The 15,378-nt window shown below is 64.5% G+C and carries 15 protein-coding genes; 12 read left to right on the plus strand and 3 right to left on the minus strand.

Translation table 11 applies throughout. The annotated features are described in order from the left end of the window. Positions 1–101 precede the first annotated feature (101 nt). Positions 102–635, minus strand: coding sequence for a histidine phosphatase family protein (locus tag K3F48_RS08840; RefSeq protein WP_222575063.1), 534 nt, complete (start codon positions 633–635; stop codon positions 102–104). Positions 636–974: 339 nt separating this feature from the next. On the opposite strand from K3F48_RS08840, the gene K3F48_RS08845 reads away from it, so the two are divergent. The 3 genes from K3F48_RS08845 to K3F48_RS08855 all read left to right on the plus strand — a co-directional run bounded on the left by K3F48_RS08845 (position 975) and on the right by K3F48_RS08855 (position 3,887). Next, positions 975–1,280 carry a hypothetical protein gene (locus tag K3F48_RS08845; protein ID WP_222575064.1) on the plus strand — a complete coding sequence of 102 codons (306 nt, stop codon included), beginning with the start codon at positions 975–977 and terminating at the stop codon, positions 1,278–1,280. A gap of 406 nt (positions 1,281–1,686) precedes the next feature. After that, positions 1,687–2,961, plus strand: a complete 1,275-nt coding sequence (gene glyA, locus K3F48_RS08850; RefSeq protein ID WP_222575065.1) for a serine hydroxymethyltransferase — start codon at positions 1,687–1,689, stop codon at positions 2,959–2,961. A gap of 95 nt (positions 2,962–3,056) precedes the next feature. Next, complete coding sequence (locus K3F48_RS08855) at positions 3,057–3,887, plus strand: AbiJ-NTD4 domain-containing protein (RefSeq protein ID WP_222575066.1); 831 nt, start codon at positions 3,057–3,059, stop codon at positions 3,885–3,887. 89 nt (positions 3,888–3,976) lie between these two features. Here the strand turns inward: K3F48_RS08855 and K3F48_RS08860 are convergent, their stop codons facing one another. Then, entirely contained in the window at positions 3,977–4,429 is a 453-nt protein-coding gene (locus K3F48_RS08860; RefSeq protein WP_222575067.1) for a helix-turn-helix domain-containing protein, read from the minus strand. Positions 4,430–4,595: 166 nt separating this feature from the next. Between K3F48_RS08860 and nrdR the strand changes: the two genes are divergently transcribed. The 8 genes from nrdR (at position 4,596) to K3F48_RS08900 (ending at position 14,035) form a co-directional block, all read left to right on the plus strand. Next, a complete protein-coding gene (gene nrdR / locus K3F48_RS08865) occupies positions 4,596–5,099 on the plus strand; it encodes a transcriptional regulator NrdR (RefSeq protein WP_222575068.1) in 504 nt (167 codons plus the stop codon). Beyond that, the gene (gene ribD, locus K3F48_RS08870) at positions 5,096–6,226 is read left to right on the plus strand and encodes a bifunctional diaminohydroxyphosphoribosylaminopyrimidine deaminase/5-amino-6-(5-phosphoribosylamino)uracil reductase RibD (protein WP_255608756.1); all 1,131 of its coding nucleotides are present in this window, start codon (positions 5,096–5,098) and stop codon (positions 6,224–6,226) included. Before nrdR ends, ribD begins: the two co-directional genes overlap by 4 nt. Beyond that, entirely contained in the window at positions 6,227–6,832 is a 606-nt protein-coding gene (locus tag K3F48_RS08875) for a riboflavin synthase (protein ID WP_222575069.1), read from the plus strand. It begins immediately after the preceding gene. A gap of 373 nt (positions 6,833–7,205) precedes the next feature. Next, a complete protein-coding gene (gene ribH, locus K3F48_RS08880; RefSeq protein ID WP_222575070.1) occupies positions 7,206–7,706 on the plus strand; it encodes a 6,7-dimethyl-8-ribityllumazine synthase in 501 nt (166 codons plus the stop codon). Continuing rightward, entirely contained in the window at positions 7,703–8,161 is a 459-nt protein-coding gene (nusB, locus tag K3F48_RS08885) for a transcription antitermination factor NusB (RefSeq protein WP_222575071.1), read from the plus strand. The genes ribH and nusB overlap by 4 nt, the downstream gene beginning before the upstream one ends. A gap of 111 nt (positions 8,162–8,272) precedes the next feature. After that, the gene (gene thiL, locus K3F48_RS08890) at positions 8,273–9,253 is read left to right on the plus strand and encodes a thiamine-phosphate kinase (protein WP_222575072.1); all 981 of its coding nucleotides are present in this window, start codon (positions 8,273–8,275) and stop codon (positions 9,251–9,253) included. Positions 9,254–9,367: 114 nt separating this feature from the next. After that, on the plus strand, positions 9,368–11,374 hold the full coding sequence (locus tag K3F48_RS08895) for an acyltransferase family protein (protein WP_222575073.1): 2,007 nt from the start codon (positions 9,368–9,370) through the stop codon (positions 11,372–11,374). A gap of 477 nt (positions 11,375–11,851) precedes the next feature. Further along, positions 11,852–14,035 (plus strand): sodium-translocating pyrophosphatase, encoded by a 2,184-nt coding sequence (locus K3F48_RS08900; protein WP_222575074.1) that lies wholly within the window; start codon positions 11,852–11,854, stop codon positions 14,033–14,035. A gap of 339 nt (positions 14,036–14,374) precedes the next feature. Here K3F48_RS08900 and K3F48_RS08905 read toward each other — a convergent pair whose 3' ends face one another. After that, positions 14,375–14,791, minus strand: a complete 417-nt coding sequence (locus K3F48_RS08905) for a hypothetical protein (RefSeq protein ID WP_222575075.1) — start codon at positions 14,789–14,791, stop codon at positions 14,375–14,377. A 349-nt stretch (positions 14,792–15,140) separates the two neighbouring features. On the opposite strand from K3F48_RS08905, the gene K3F48_RS08910 reads away from it, so the two are divergent. After that, positions 15,141–15,377: an antitoxin gene (locus tag K3F48_RS08910; protein WP_222575076.1), complete on the plus strand. Its 237-nt coding sequence runs from the start codon at positions 15,141–15,143 to the stop codon at positions 15,375–15,377. Position 15,378 lies beyond the last annotated feature (1 nt).

Genomic DNA, 15,378 nt, shown 5'->3' on the forward strand with positions numbered 1-15,378 from the left:
GCTGCTCCAGCCGCTCGACCACCTCGGGGCCGACGCCATCGACGGCAAGCAGCAGAGCGCGCGCGGCGGCGTCGAACATTTTCTCGTTCATTACGGGCGTCTCAATCCGGCTCGTCGCCTCCTTCGCGCAAATCCGCGGGCGTGACGAAGCGCTCGAGCCGCGCGCCGCCGGCGCCCACCTCCGCCCAGTCCTCGGCGGAAAAATCCAGGACCGCGAAGGCCGCCGTCGGATATTTGGCGCGAAGGCGCGACAAATCGTCCGGCGCGCCATCGGCGGCGAGCGCGCAGGCGAGGTCGGCGAAGCCCGGATTATGGCCGATGGCGAGCAACGTCGACGCTCCCGCGGGCGTCTCCCGCAGCACGTCGAGCAGGCGGTCGGGATCGGCGAGATAGATGGCGTCGTCGAGCCGATGCTCGACCTCGCGCGGAAACGCCTCGAGGGCGAGGTCCAGCGTGCGCTTGGCGCGGCGGGCGACCGAGGAGACGGCGAGGTCGGGCACGAGCCCCTCGTCGGCGAGGTAGCGGCCGACGCGGCGCGCATCCTCCTCTCCGCGCTTGGTCAGCGGCCGTTGGCGGTCGCCGCCCGCCGAATGGGCGTCGGCCTTGGCGTGGCGCAGGAGAATGAGGCGTCGCATCTTCAAATCGTCCATCTCGCGGGAGTTTCGCTCGCAGGAGTTCCGCCGGCCGGCGGAGGCCGTCGCCGCAGAGCTCCGATCGATCGCTCCAAGGCCTCGATCATAGCCAAATTCTCACGTCTCGGCGCGCCCATATCCGCGCCAAAAGCGGAGGCAGGAGCGCCGGCACGGGGCGCAGAAGGCGCCGAGGGCGTTCTGCAGGTTTTCGAAGCGTCGCGGTTGCGCTATAGGACCTCGGCCGATTTCGAGAGCGAAGCCGATGGGCCGCTCGGCGATCTCGACCGCGACGCGGCGGGGCCGTGACATGAACGAGAAGCAGGAACCAGAGGGAACGCACGCATGATCCGCGAATTCCGATATCGTGGCGAAACTTTCAGAGTCAACGCGCACGGCATCGCCGGCCATGAGGAGGTGTTCATCATGCACCTCGTCGATGGCGAGGAAGAGGGCGAAATCTCCATCGATCGCATGACGGAAGAGAACGACACCAGCGCGCCGATCTCCGCGATCTGCGAGATGCTGTGCGACAAGCTCATCGTCGAGAACAGCATCGACGTCGCCGATCCGGACGGCGCGTTCGAATGGGTCGAGGCCGAGACCCTGCGCAGCGTGCTGCCGACCCGCAGCGACTCGGCGGCGCATTGATCCTGCCGAGGCTTCGGCGTCGCCCACGCCGAAGCCGCCCGCGGCGGCTCGCACCATCCCGATTCGATCTGTCCTCGAGGAGCGAGCCGGAAGGCTCGCGGTCCAGAGGACGGGTTTGGACCGCGAGCCTTCAGGCTCGCTCTGCGAGATCGGCGGCTCCTTCAGGACGAGGGTTGGGGATTTTGTCCTTCGCCCCATCGCCCAGGCGGCGCGAAGACCGCTCTTTTCACCCCGGGCTCGGCGTGATAAGCGGCAGGCTTCACATCTCGTCTTGTCCCGCATGGGTCGGGCGCGCGACTTGTCGCCCCCGAATCGCCATGCCGAAAGCGACTGTTCGGTTCTCCCGCCGGGGACGCGGGAGAATCCTGCGCCAAGCCCTGCGATTTGCTCGCCACCAGAGGTAACCATGAGCCAGACCAGCTTCTTCTCTACCCCGCTCGCCGAATCCGATCCCGAGCTCGCCAAGGCCGTCGCCCTGGAGCTCGGCCGGCAGCGCGACGAGATCGAGCTGATCGCCTCCGAGAACATCGTCTCCAAGGCGGTGCTCGAGGCGCAGGGCTCGGTTCTGACCAACAAATATGCCGAGGGCTATCCGGGCAAGCGCTATTATGGCGGCTGCCAGTTCGTCGACATCGCCGAAAATCTGGCGATCGAGCGCGCCAAGCAGCTCTTTGGCTGCGGCTTCGCCAATGTGCAGCCGAACTCCGGCAGCCAGGCCAATCAGTCGGTGTTCCTCGCTCTGGCGACGCCGGGCGACGTGTTCTTGGGCCTCGACCTCGCCGCGGGCGGCCATTTGACGCATGGCTCGCCGGTCAATCTTTCCGGCAAATGGTTCAAGCCGGTCCCCTATACGGTGCGCAAGGACGATCAGCGCATCGACATGGAGCAGGTCGCGGCGCTGGCCGCCGAGCACAAGCCGAAGCTGATCATCGCCGGCGGCTCGGGCTATTCGCGCATCTGGGACTTCGAGGCCTTCCGCAAGATCGCCGACAGCGTCGGCGCCTATTTCATGGTCGACATGGCGCATTTCGCCGGCCTCGTGGCCGCTGGCCTGCATCCCTCGCCCTTCCCGCACGCGCATGTCGTCACCACCACGACACATAAGACGCTGCGCGGCCCGCGCGGCGGCATGGTGCTGACCAATGACGAAGAGATCGCCAAGAAGATCAATTCGGCGGTGTTCCCCGGCCTGCAGGGCGGCCCGCTGATGCATGTCATCGCCGGCAAGGCCGCCGCCTTCGGCGAGGCGCTGAAGCCGGAGTTCAAGACCTATCAGAGCCAAGTGAAGGACAACGCCCAGACGCTCGCGCAGACGCTGGTCGACGCCGGCCTCGCCATCGTCTCCGGCGGCACCGACAACCATCTGATGCTGGTCGATCTGCGCCCGAAGAAGCTGACCGGCAAGGCGGCGGAGGCGGCGCTCGGCCGCTCGCACATCACCTGCAACAAGAACGGCATCCCCTTCGATCCCGAAAAACCCTTCGTCACCTCCGGCATTCGCCTCGGCTCGCCGGCCGCCACCTCGCGCGGCTTCGGCACGGCGGAGTTCAAGACCGTCGGCGGCTATATCGTCGAGGTGCTGGACGGGCTCGCCGCCAAGGGCGAGGCGGACAATTCCGCGACCGAGGCGGCGGTGAAGGAGAAGGTCCACGCGCTGACGGCGAAGTTCCCGATCTATTGATCGGCACAGAGCGCCCCTTCCTCTTGGTTATAAGGAAGGGGCGCGTATGTTAAGAGCGCATCCATTCAATGCTAGGCTGGCATCGGAGTCATCACGTGCCCTCGTTTTCAGAACGGCACGGCTTCAAAAAGCCGAAACAAATACAGATAACCAGTCTCGATGCGGAGACACGACACAGCCTGTGGAATGTGTGCGCACAATTTATATTTATCAACAGATACACATTCTTAAACGATGACACGAGATTGCAGAGATTTGCTCGTGATTTGTACGCAGGCTTTTACAAACTGCCTATAAATGATATTCCAAGCACAACGAGCACCTATATCGCTAATGAGTTAAAATTTTTTCAGAACGCAGAGTGGTTTGATGTGTTCGACATGATAGAGTTCATTTGCTGCCAACTCGAAGAAGAATACAAAGCAGATTTTATTAACGTTGTGAATTTTGTTCTTGAGCGCGAAAAATCCGCCTTCCGATTTGTTGGCGGTGCCCTTGCTCCATTATCGAGCGAAACTGACGTTGATGAAATAGAGCTTGCAATCAATCAAAATGACAAATTCAAACCAGTTAGCGCGCATATTGCGGCCGCCTTATCTCTTTTTGCTACCAAACCAACTGCTGATTATCGAAACTCCATCAAAGAATCTATTTCTGCGGTCGAATCTGCCGCAAGGTTAATTACTCAGTCGCCGACTGCGACGCTCGGAGATGCGATAAAGAAGATCGACGCCAAACACTCTTTGCACAACGCTTTCAAGGACGGAATCTTGAAAATATATGGCTACACCAATGACAAGGGCGGCATTCGGCATAGCCTTACAGAAGAAACGAATGTGGATGAAGCCGATGCGCGATTCATGCTGGTTTTTTGCAGCGCCTTCGCAAATTATTTGATTAGTCGATTTGACGAGGTCGTCGACTAGTGGCCCGCGTCATCGAAATTCATGGGCCTCGAGAGCGAGCCTGAAGGCTCGCTCTTAACGCCCTACCGTTATCGCGAGCGTGCTTGCGTTTACCGCGCAGCTTCGCCCCCGCCGCCATCAGACCCAAAACGGCCGCCCGGCCCTATCGCCTCCATCAGCCATTCTGCGGGAATGTCGTAAATCTTCGCGAGCGCGCGCACGGTGGCGACGGCGGTGCGGTGGCGGCCGTTCTCTATGTCGCTGAGCGTGCCCTGCGCCATGCCGAGTTTGGCCGCCACATCCTGCTGGGTCAGCGCGCGCCATTTGCGGATTGCAGTCGCGAGGCGCTCGCCGCGCAACAGAAATGCCGAAACTTCCGCCGGCAGCAGTCCGTTCGGGTCGTTCGCGAGCGCGGCCTTGCAGGCGTCATACATGGCCGCGTCGGCGGTCTCTTCCTCCGACTCGGAAGCGGCTGCGACGAGCGCTTCGTAGTCCGCGCGCGGCAGAATCGCCAGCTCCTCGCCGTTCGGCGTCGTGATGAATTGCGCTTTCAGCGTTTTCATGCACCGACTATGCCGATAATATCGGGAAAGGCCAACCGATATTATCGGAGATGAGAGAGCGGCGGAAGCGCGCGGGCATCGGCGCAAACTGAAAAAGCAACCCTCGACCTTGCGGCGACCGCGAGGAACGGGCTAAGCAGGCGGCTCGTCTTACAAAGAGCGGCCAATGCGCTGTCCCTATTGCGGCTCGCCCGACACGCAGGTGAAAGACTCCCGGCCGGCCGAGGATTCCTCCTCGATCCGGCGTCGGCGCGTCTGTCCGGGCTGCGGCGGCCGCTTCACCACTTTCGAGCGCGTGCAGCTGCGCGAATTGGTGGTGATCAAGAAATCGGGACGGCGCGAGCCGTTCGAGCGCGACAAGCTGATGCGCTCGCTGGAGATCGCGCTGCGCAAGCGCCCGATCGATCCGGAGCGCGTCGAGCGCATGGTCAATGGCGTCGTGCGCCAGCTCGAGAGCTCGGGCGACGCCGAGATCGAGAGCGCGCGCATCGGCGAATTGGTGATCCAGGGCCTGAAGTCGCTCGACGACGTCGCCTATGTGCGCTTCGCCTCGGTCTATCGCGACTTCCGCGAGATTGCCGATTTCCACGCGCTGATCGACGAATTATCTCAGGGTGAGAGCGAGCGGGAGGCGCGGCCGCAGGACGCGGACGCGCCGGTCGGGAGATGACCGCGACGACCGGAACCTTCGACGAGACGGACGACGCCTTCATGGCGGCGGCGCTGGCGCTCGGCCGGCGCAACTTGGGCCGCACGGGCCCCAACCCCGCCGTCGGCGCGCTGATCGTCAAGGACGGCGTGGTGATCGCGCGCGGCTATACGGCCGTGGGCGGGCGGCCGCACGCCGAGGCGATCGCCGCCGCCGTCGCGGGCGAGGCGGCGCGCGGCGCGACGCTCTACGCCACGCTCGAGCCCTGCTCCCACCACGGCGCGACGCCGCCCTGCGTCGACACGATCATCGCCGCCGGCATCAGCCGCGTCGTCTCGGCGATCGAGGACCCGGACCCGCGCGTCGCCGGCCGCGGCCACGCCCGTCTGCGCGAGGCCGGAATCGAGGTGACCGTGGGCGTGCGCGCGCGCGAGGCGCGCGCCGACCATCTCGGCCACATCCTGCGGGTGACGCAGGGCCGGCCGATGGTGACGCTGAAGCTCGCGCAGACGGCGGATGGCTACGCCGCCGGGGCCGAGCATGATCCGCGCCTCTTCATCACCGGCGCGCTCGCCGACACGGTGACCCATATCGAGCGCGCGCTGCACAGCGCGATCATGATCGGCGCGGGCACGGCCTTCGTCGACGATCCGCTGCTCACCGTGCGCCTGCCCGGGCTCGACGCCGTCAAGCCGCTGCGCGTCGTGCTCGACGCGCAGCTGCGCCTGTCGCGCCGCTCACGCCTCGCCGCCACGGCGCGCGAGACGCCGACGCTCGTCATCGCCGGCGACAGCGTCTCCGACGCCGCCGCCGCGGAATTTTCCGCCGCAACGGCGATCGAGGTCGCCCGCATCCGGCAGGAGGCCTCGGGCCGCCTCGCGCTGCCGGCGGCGCTGGCCGAGCTCGCGACGCGAGGGGTGACGCGCGTGTTCAGCGAGGGCGGGCCGCGCATTGCCGAGAGCCTCGTGCTCGGCGCGCTCGCCGACGACGTGGTGCTGCACACCGGGCTGAGGCCGCTCGGCCGGCCGGGCCGCCTCGCCCTCTCGCCCGCGGCGCGCGCGCGGCTCGAGGACGCGAGCGCCTATCGCCTCGTCGACGAGGCGCAGTTCGGCGCCGACCGCATGACCCGCTACGAGAGGATCGGATAGATGTTCACGGGCCTCGTCACCGACATCGGCGAAATCGTCTCGGTGGAGCCGCGCGGCGAATTGCGCCGCATCGCCATTGCCTGCCATTACCCGCCGGAGACGATCGCGCTCGGCGCCTCGATCGCCTGCTCCGGCCCCTGCCTCACCGCCGTAGGCTTTCGCCGCGAGGGCGAACGCATGATCTTCGAGGTCGACGCCGCCGCCGAGACTCTGGCGCGCACCACGGCCGGCGAATGGGCGGCCGGGCGGCGCATAAATCTCGAGCGCTCGCTGAAGATCGGCGACGAATTGGGCGGCCATATCGTGACCGGCCATGTCGACGGCGTCGCGACGATTTTTTCCCGCGACGACTTCGATGGAATGTCGCGCTTCTGGATCGACGCGCCGCATGACTACGCCCGCTTCATCGCCGAGAAGGGATCTGTCGCGCTGGACGGAACCTCGCTCACCGTCAATGCGGTCGAAGGCGACCGTTTCTCGGTGCTGATCATCCCGCACACGCTCGCCGTGACGACCTGGGGCTTCTATCGCGCCGGCGACCGGCTGAACCTCGAGGTCGATCTGATGGCGAGATACGCCGCGCGGCTGGCGGAGGCGTCGAAATAGGGCGCATCCACCCTCCCCTTCAGGGGGAGGGTCGGCCGGCGCAGCCGGACGGGGTGGGGTCATCCCCGAGACTCGGAGAGCAACCCCCTCCCGAGCGCCTTCGGCGCAGGGCCTCCCCCCTCGAGGGGGAGGCGGGCGCGGCGCTTGAACAAAGCCGCCGCATAAGACGCATGCGCTCCGCCGAAAAAATGTGTATCGATCGCCACTTCGCTTCAAAGAGCGTCGTGCGCCCCCGCCCCGGCCCTCCCCCTTTCGCGGGAGAGGGAGAAGGTTGCGCCCTTCATCGAGGGGTCGCGCAACGCCGATCACCCCTCTCCCGCGAAGGGGGAGGGTCGGGGCCTGTCCGCCCCGTCCCGTTCCGGAGTTTTCGCCAATGGCTGGGTCCTATCGCGCCGACGACGACGATCTCGCGCCCGTGAACGGCGCGCGCATTCTCGTCGTCGAGTCGCGCTTCAACGAAGATATCGTCGAGCTGCTGCACGAGGGCGCCGTCCGCGCGCTCGAGGAGCTGGGCGCCGATGTCACCACCGTCACCGTTCCGGGCGCGCTCGAGCTCGCGCCCGGGGCCGCGATCGCGCTCGACGCCGCCGAAGAGGCCGGCAAGCCTTATGAGGCCGTCGTCGCTCTCGGCTGCGTCATTCGCGGCGACACTTATCATTTCGAGATCGTCGCCAATGAGAGCGCGCGGGCGCTCACCGATCTTTCCGTCTCGCGCCGGCTGCCGCTCGGCAATGGAGTGCTCACCGTGGACAATGAAGAGCAGGCCGTGCTGCGCGCCGATCCGAAGCAGGGCGGCGCCGACAAAGGCGGCGACGCGGCCCTCGCCGCGCTGGCGCTGGTGCGCCTGAAGCGCAAGCTCGGAGGCGCCGCATGAGCGTCGAGGAGCGGTCGGCGGCGCGCCTCGCCATCGTACAGGCGCTCTATCAAATGGAGGTCGCCGGCAAGGGCCTCAACGAGATCTATGCGGAGTTCGAGGTCCACTGGATCGGCCGCGAGATCGAGGGCGTGCAATACAGGCCCGCCGAGCTGCAGTTCTTCCGCGACATCGTCAAGGGCGTGCTCGACAATCAGACGACGATCGACCGGGCCTTGGATCAGGCGCTGCAGGGCGGCTGGCCGCTGCAGCGCATCGAGGCGGTGATGCGCGCCATATTGCGCGCCGGCGCCTATGAGCTCGGCTTTCGCCGCGACGTGCCTGTCAAAGTCGTCATCAAGGAATATGTGGATGTGGCCGGCGCCTTCTTCGGGCCGACCGAATCCGGCATGATCAACGCCGTGCTCGACCGGCTCGCCCGGCAGGCGCGGCCGGACCATTTCGGCGAGAAGTGAGGGCGCGCGGCGGCCCATCCTTCGAGACGCCCGCTGCGCGGGCTCCTCAGGATGAGGGTTGGTTTTCGAGACGCGCCTAGGAGAGGCTCGCTTTTCCGAGGGGAGGCCGGCATGGCGGAGCGCCGCTTCAGCGAGGACGAGCTGATCGCGCAAATCTTCGCGCCGCTCGCGGCCGAAGGCGGCTTCGGCCTCGCCGATGACGCCGCCGTCCTGCCCTCTGGCGCGGGCGATCTCGTCGTGACCACCGACGCCGTGATCGCCGGCGTGCATTTCTTTCCCGACGATCCTCCCGGTCTCGTCGCGAAGAAGGCGCTCAGGGTCAATCTCTCCGATCTCGCCGCCAAGGGCGCCGAGCCGGTCGGCTTTCTGCTGACCCTCGCCCTCCCCCCCGACTGGACCAATGGCTGGCTGCGCGATTTCGCCGCCGGCCTCGCCGAGGATGCGCGCGATTTCGCCTGCCCGCTCCATGGCGGCGACACGACGGCGACGCCCGGCCCGCTGACCATCTCCATCACCGCCTTCGGCCGCTCCGCGCGCTTCGTGTCGCGCTCGGGCGCGCGGCCGGGCGATCTGATCTTCGTCTCCGGCGCCATCGGCGACGCCGCCCTCGGCCTCGGCGTCGCGCGCGGCGAGCCTTTCACCGGCAGGCTCGGCGAAGCGGCGCGGGCCCATCTGCTCGAGCGCTATCGGCTGCCGCAGCCGCGTCTCGCGCTGGCCCAGACGCTACGCGATCATGCGAGCGCGGCCATGGATGTGTCCGACGGCCTCGTCGGCGATCTCGCCAAGCTGTTGCGGGCGAGCGGAGCGAGCGCGCGCGTGGAGCTTTCGAAAATTCCGCTCTCGGCGGCGGCGCGGGAGGCGATCGCGGCGGAGCCAGGGCTGTTCGATCGTGTCGTGACCGGAGGCGACGATTACGAGATTGTCTTATGTGCGGCGTCCGAGGCCGCGGCGGCGCTCGCTCGAGAGGCGCGACAAGCGGGCGTCGCCTTGACCGAAATCGGCGTGGCGACGAGCGGTCGCGACGCGCCCGTCTTCGCGACTGCCGACGACCGGCAAATCGTGTTTTCCAATTCCTCCTATCGTCATTTTTGAGTTCGGCCCTGCGTCCTTCGCGCTATGAATGAGGTTTCTACTGAATTGACCCGCCAGCGCCCGGCTGGTAGTTTAAAGTAATTTTAGACATAAAATATTTTGGCTGGTAAATTAATGAAGTATAGATACGAAATAGACGGACTCCGGGCGGTTGCAGTCGCTTCGGTCATCTTATACCATGCGGGATTCGAGAATTTCAAAGGAGGGTTTGTCGGCGTAGATGTGTTTTTCGTCATAAGCGGTTATCTAATAACAAAAATAGTTTCAGATGGATTGAATGAAAAATCATTTTCGATATGCGCCTTTTTCGAGAGGCGGATGCGTCGGATATTGCCGGCATTATACATAGTAATGCTATTCAGCATTTTGCTGGCCTGGCGCTATATGTTGGCTCCGGAGATGGTCGGCTTTGGAAGGAGCGTGATGGCGGTCGTCTTTTTCGTTTCAAATATATTCTTCTCCAGGAATATCGACTATTTCGCGTCCGACGTCGAAACAGCGCCGCTCATCCATGCATGGTCGCTTTCCGTCGAAGAGCAATTCTATCTGGTTTTCCCGATCATCGCCGCGATCTGGGTCGCGCGGGGCTGGTCATTGATCTACATGGTCGCGAGCCTGACCGTCATCAGCTTTGCTCTCGCCGAATGGGCCTCCAAGACGCATCCCGCCTTCGATTTCTACTATCTGCCGACGCGCGCCTGGGAGCTCGGCGTCGGGGCGATGGTCGCGCTCGCGCCGTGGCACCGGCTCCGGCTCGGGCAAGGCGTCCATGAAGCGGCCTCGATCGCCGGTCTGTCGGCGATCGTGCTGTCGGTCGCATTTCTCGACCGCAATATCCCATTTCCCGGCGTTTTCGCATTGGCGCCGGTCATTGGCGCGGCCCTCGTCATCGGATTCGCGCATCCGGACACATTCTGCGGCCGTCTCCTCGGCGTCGACCCGCTGGTGCGGGTGGGCCTGCTGAGCTACAGCGCCTACCTATGGCACCAGCCGCTGTTCGCCTTCGCCCGGCTCGGCCTCCTCTCCACGCCGAGCAAGTGGCTCCTGCTGCTCATCGGCGGCGTCGCGCTCTGTCTCGCCTATGTGTCCTGGCGCTATGTCGAGTCGCCTTGCCGGGACAAGCGGCTCACGCCGACGCGGCCGCTCGCCTTCGGCGCCGTCGCCGCAGGGCTCGCGCTATGCCTGTTCGGCATAGCGATGCACCATTACGCCGGCGTTCCGGGCCGATATTCCCCCGGCATATCCGCGATCGCGGCCGGTCTCGACTACAGGATTCCGCGTTTCGCCGAATGTCTGGGCGACTTCGACCATGTTGTCGCGCCCGACGAAGCTTGCGAATATCATCCCCAGCTCCCGTCTCACATCGCGATCTGGGGCGACAGCCACAGCGCCTCGATAGCCGGGGCGCTCGCCGCGGGCCTGGCGGAGCAAGGGGCCTCGTTGAAACAGTTCAACCTCGCCGCATGTCCGCCTATACGAGGAGTTCATATTTTTCTATCGGAACGGCCGAATACGTGTAACGTTTATAATGACAAGGTCTTTTCCTACATCAGCGATCATGCGGAACTCAAAACGATCATTCTCTACGCGCGATGGCCGACCTATATGGACGGCAACGGCTATGATAATGGCGAGGGCGGAAGATCAGGCCGCAGCGGACATCGGGCCGCCTTGCCCGCAACCGAGGGAGCGGAATTCGTCGACGACCCCCGCAGGGTCGAGGCGGTCGGCGCGCTCTTGAGAGCGAATGTCGAAAAACTGCTGAGCATCGGCCGCAACGTGGTGGTGGTTTATCCGACCCCGGAGATCGGCTGTCTGGTCCCGCGCTGCATGGCGCAGAGACGGCTGACCGGCCGAGACGGGCCGGTGTCGGTGAGCTACGCGTTTTTCCAGGACCGGACTTTCACGTTTCGCGATCAGATCGATAGATTTCCCGACCGGCCAAATCTGCTGCGCGTGAAGCCGGAGGCGGTTTTTTGCAATCGTCCCCTCGCCGGGCGCTGCATCGCGGAAAGCGACGAGGCGCCGCTCTATTACGATGACAATCATTTGAATGATGCCGGCGCCTCGCTGCTGACGCGCCTCATCGTCGCAGAGTTGAGGCGGAAGGGCTGGCTGTAGGAGCTGACGTCGACGAATTGAGGCCGATCGAGAGGCTTCGCATTCGTCGACGCAAGCCGCTGGAGCTTTTTGTTTTGGCGTTTCCGACGCCGAACCAGTCCGCCCGAGCCGGGCAATCGGGTGAAGGACTACAGCCCCATCACCCTCGTCCCGAGCCCGCGCAGCGGGCGTCTCGAAGGACGGCAACGGGGAGACACCTTTGATTGCGCCCCGCGGCCGTCCTTCGAGACGCCGCCTACGGCGGCTCAGGACGAGGGTTGGGGATTTTATCCTTCACCCGATCGCCTTGGACGCCCGAGGCCCCGCCATTGCCGAACCCCGGCGTTTCTGGCATGAAAAGCGCCGATTTCCCGGGCGCCGGGGGCGAACGATTCGCCCGCGGCGGAAGCGCTACGCGCCGGGATGGATGCGCCGCAAGCGCCAGACGATCAGAAAAATCAGCGCGCGCGGCCGAGGAACGGAGAGGGCGCAATCGTCATGGTATTGTTTCTCAGCATCGTCTTCGGACTATTGTCCGTCGCCTACGGCGTCAAGACCTCGCAAGAGCTTCTGAAGGCCGACGCCGGCACCGCCCGCATGCAGGAGATTTCCGGCGCCGTCGCCGAAGGCGCGCAGGCCTATCTCAAGCGCCAATATACGACGATCGCCTATGTCGGCGGCGTCATCTTCGTTCTCCTCGTCATTCTGCTCGGCTGGGCGGTCGCCTTCGGCTTCCTCATCGGCGCGCTGCTCTCGGGCGCCGCCGGCTTCATCGGCATGAATGTCTCGGTGCGCGCCAATGTCCGCACCGCCCAGGCGGCGACGGTCTCGCTCGCCGGCGGCCTCGACATCGCCTTCAAGGCCGGCGCGATCACCGGCCTGCTGGTCGCCGGCCTCGCCCTGCTCGGCGTCGCGGTCTATTACTTCGTCCTCACCGTCTTCGTCGGCTATGCGCCCTCCGACCGCACTGTGGTCGACGCGCTGGTGGCGCTCGGCTTCGGCGGCTCGCTGATCTCGATCTTCGCGCGTCTCGGCGGCGGCATCTTCACCAAGGGCGCCGATGTCGGCGCGGACCTCGTCGGCAAGGTCGAGGTCGGCATTCCGGAGGATGATCCGCGCAATCCGGCCACGATCGCGGATAACGTCGGCGACAATGTCGGCGATTGCGCCGGCATGGCGGCCGATCTCTTCGAGACCTATGTCGTCACCATCGTCGCCACCATGGTGCTCGCCTCGATCTTCTTCGCCGGCCAGGCTGGCCTCTATTCGGCGATGATCTATCCGCTGGCGATCGGCGGCCTTTCCATCGTCACCTCCATCGCCGGCACTTACTTTGTGAAGCTCGGCGACGACGACAGCGACCTCGGCAAGCAGGCCAAGCCCATCTTCGACAAGATCGGCGTGCCGGACACGATCATGGGCGCGCTCTACAAGGGCCTCATCGCGACAGGCGTCCTGTCGGTCGCCGGCCTCTTCCTCGCCACCACCTTCACGGTCGGCTGGGGCGAGATCGGCAAGGCCAATGGCGAGGCGATCCACGGCTATGGCCTGTTCTTCGCGGGCCTCATCGGCCTTCTGGTCACGGGCCTCATCGTCTATATCACCGAATATTACACCGGCACGGGCAAGCGCCCGGTGGTGTCGATCGCCCAGGCCTCGGTGACCGGCCATGGCACCAATGTGATCCAGGGCCTCGCCGTCTCGCTCGAGGCGACCGCGGCGCCGGCGGTGGTGATCGCGCTCGGCATCATCTTCGCCTATCAGGCCGGCGGGCTCTATGGCATCGCCATTGCGGTGACCACCATGCTCGGCCTCGCCGGCATGATCGTCGCGCTCGACGCCTTCGGCCCGGTCACGGATAACGCCGGCGGCATCGCCGAGATGGCGGGCCTGCCGAAAGAAGTGCGCCAGTCGACCGACGCGCTCGACGCCGTCGGCAACACCACCAAGGCGGTGACCAAGGGCTACGCCATCGGCTCCGCCGGCCTCGGCGCCCTGGTGCTGTTCGCGGCCTATTCCAATGACCTGAAGCACTTCATCGACAGCGGCGTGCCTTACTTCAAGGGCATGGACAAGGTCGACTTCGATCTCTCCAATCCTTATGTCGTCGCCGGCCTCATCCTCGGCGGCCTCATTCCCTATCTGTTCGGCGGCATCGCCATGACGGCGGTCGGCCGCGCGGCGGGCTCCGTGGTGGAAGAGGTGCGCCGTCAGTTCAAGGAGAAGCCCGGCATCATGGACGGCACGGAGCGCCCGGACTACGGCCGCGCCGTGGACCTGCTGACCCAGGCGGCGATCAAGGAGATGATCATCCCCTCGCTGCTGCCGGTGCTGGCGCCGATCGTCGTCTATTTCGGCGTCGCGCTGATCTCGGGCTCCAAGGCCAATGGCTTCGCGGCGCTCGGCGCCACTCTGCTCGGCGTGATCGTCAACGGCCTGTTCGTCGCGGTCTCGATGACCTCGGGCGGCGGCGCCTGGGACAACGCCAAGAAGAGCTTTGAAGACGGCTTCACCGACAAGGACGGCGTGACCCATTACAAGGGCGGCGACGCGCACAAGGCCTCGGTGACCGGCGACACGGTCGGCGACCCCTATAAGGACACCGCCGGCCCGGCCGTGAACCCGGCGATCAAGATCACCAATATCGTGGCGCTGCTGCTGCTGGCGATTTTGGCGCGGTGAGGCGGGCCGCGAGGTAGCGAATAGCGAATAGAGGCGGGGGCAACCCCGCCTTTTTCATAAGGCTCGGCATGACTGCATGAAAATACAATAGTCTTGCGTATGAAATCGCCTTTCTGCCGGCGCAACTTAGTGCTTGTGTAGAGAGCCTAGTGTTGGCGATCATCGATGCGGCTGTAATACCTTACCTCGACTCCTCTTGACTTCAGCAAGAGAAGCTTCTCGCGGCAGCTGGGCCGCCGCGTGATGGCGTCGCCAACTTTACGCAGTAGGGCGAAAGCGAGTTCGGCAACCGGCCGAAACCAGCCCGATATGTCGAAAGGCATGAGGGCTTCACCTTCTCTAGATGAGGCAAAAAAAAACCCGCCGTAAGGCGGGTTTCGGTCGGCGAGGCACGATACTCGCCGAGGCTATCGAAAATCTACTCGATTTCGGCCCAAAATGGGCAATCAAAATATGAACAAATTTTGTGCAATATAATTTAGATTGTAATATCAAAATAATAGTGATTTTCTGCCTGTATTTTCTACAGGCCAATCGCGGCATACCGCGCAGCTCTTCCACCGGAACGCCCTTCGATGGATCGGCGAGATATTCGTGATATCCGGCGACGACCTCCTCGCGAAGCCATTTTTCGAGCGCATCGTCGCGGTCGAGCAGCGCCTGCACGCCGTCGCAGGCTCCGGACTTGATCTTCGCCTCGACGAACTCCGCCACTCCCGGCGGCAGAGTGACACTGAACTGGCGCGCGCTCGCCATAGAGCCTCCGTTGTTCGGATTCGATATGAGGAAATCAATTGGGATCGACGCTCCAACGCGGAATCTCGACGCGGTCTCCTTCTCCCACTCGTGGGAGAAGGTGGCCCCGCGAAGCGGGGTCGGATGAGGGTCCAGGCCGAAAAACCGTATTATATCAAACCACAATCCTAGAGGCGCCCTCATCCGGCCCGACTTCGTCGGGCTACCTTCTCCCGCCCTGCGGGAGAAGGCGCGCGCCCCGGTATTTTTCCTTTGTCGAGGGGGTTTTCGCCAGAGGCGACGCCCTTGCCGGTCGCCTCCGGGCGGCCTATAAGCATATGCTTCCGGCCTATGCCTCAGGGAGGCCCGAATGTCCGCCCATCGACACGTTCGCCTGTTTCGAAACGGTCGCAATCAAGCAATTCGCATCCCGGTCGAATTCGAATTGCCCGGCGACGAAGCGATGATCCATCGCGAGGGCGACAGGCTGATCATTGAGCCTCTCGAGAAGACCAGCCTGCTCGAATGGCTGGCGACGATCGAGCCTTGGAGCGAGCCGTTTCCCGAGATCGATGACGAGCCGAGCGCGCCGGAGGACGTCTTTTGAC

Origin of the sequence: Methylosinus sp. Sm6, assembly GCF_019802345.1 — a bacterium.
GTDB lineage: Bacteria > Pseudomonadota > Alphaproteobacteria > Rhizobiales > Beijerinckiaceae > Methylosinus.

Coding starts and splice junctions, on each gene's coding strand:
- K3F48_RS08840 (WP_222575063.1), bottom strand. CDS start 635: ATGCGACGCCTCATTCTCCTGCGCCACGCCAAGGCCGACGCCCATTCG.
- K3F48_RS08845 (WP_222575064.1), top strand. CDS start 975: ATGATCCGCGAATTCCGATATCGTGGCGAAACTTTCAGAGTCAACGCG.
- glyA (WP_222575065.1), top strand. CDS start 1,687: ATGAGCCAGACCAGCTTCTTCTCTACCCCGCTCGCCGAATCCGATCCC.
- K3F48_RS08860 (WP_222575067.1), bottom strand. CDS start 4,429: ATGAAAACGCTGAAAGCGCAATTCATCACGACGCCGAACGGCGAGGAG.
- nrdR (WP_222575068.1), top strand. CDS start 4,596: ATGCGCTGTCCCTATTGCGGCTCGCCCGACACGCAGGTGAAAGACTCC.
- ribD (WP_255608756.1), top strand. CDS start 5,096: ATGACCGCGACGACCGGAACCTTCGACGAGACGGACGACGCCTTCATG.
- K3F48_RS08875 (WP_222575069.1), top strand. CDS start 6,227: ATGTTCACGGGCCTCGTCACCGACATCGGCGAAATCGTCTCGGTGGAG.
- ribH (WP_222575070.1), top strand. CDS start 7,206: ATGGCTGGGTCCTATCGCGCCGACGACGACGATCTCGCGCCCGTGAAC.
- nusB (WP_222575071.1), top strand. CDS start 7,703: ATGAGCGTCGAGGAGCGGTCGGCGGCGCGCCTCGCCATCGTACAGGCG.
- thiL (WP_222575072.1), top strand. CDS start 8,273: ATGGCGGAGCGCCGCTTCAGCGAGGACGAGCTGATCGCGCAAATCTTC.
- K3F48_RS08895 (WP_222575073.1), top strand. CDS start 9,368: ATGAAGTATAGATACGAAATAGACGGACTCCGGGCGGTTGCAGTCGCT.
- K3F48_RS08900 (WP_222575074.1), top strand. CDS start 11,852: ATGGTATTGTTTCTCAGCATCGTCTTCGGACTATTGTCCGTCGCCTAC.
- K3F48_RS08905 (WP_222575075.1), bottom strand. CDS start 14,791: ATGGCGAGCGCGCGCCAGTTCAGTGTCACTCTGCCGCCGGGAGTGGCG.
- K3F48_RS08910 (WP_222575076.1), top strand. CDS start 15,141: ATGTCCGCCCATCGACACGTTCGCCTGTTTCGAAACGGTCGCAATCAA.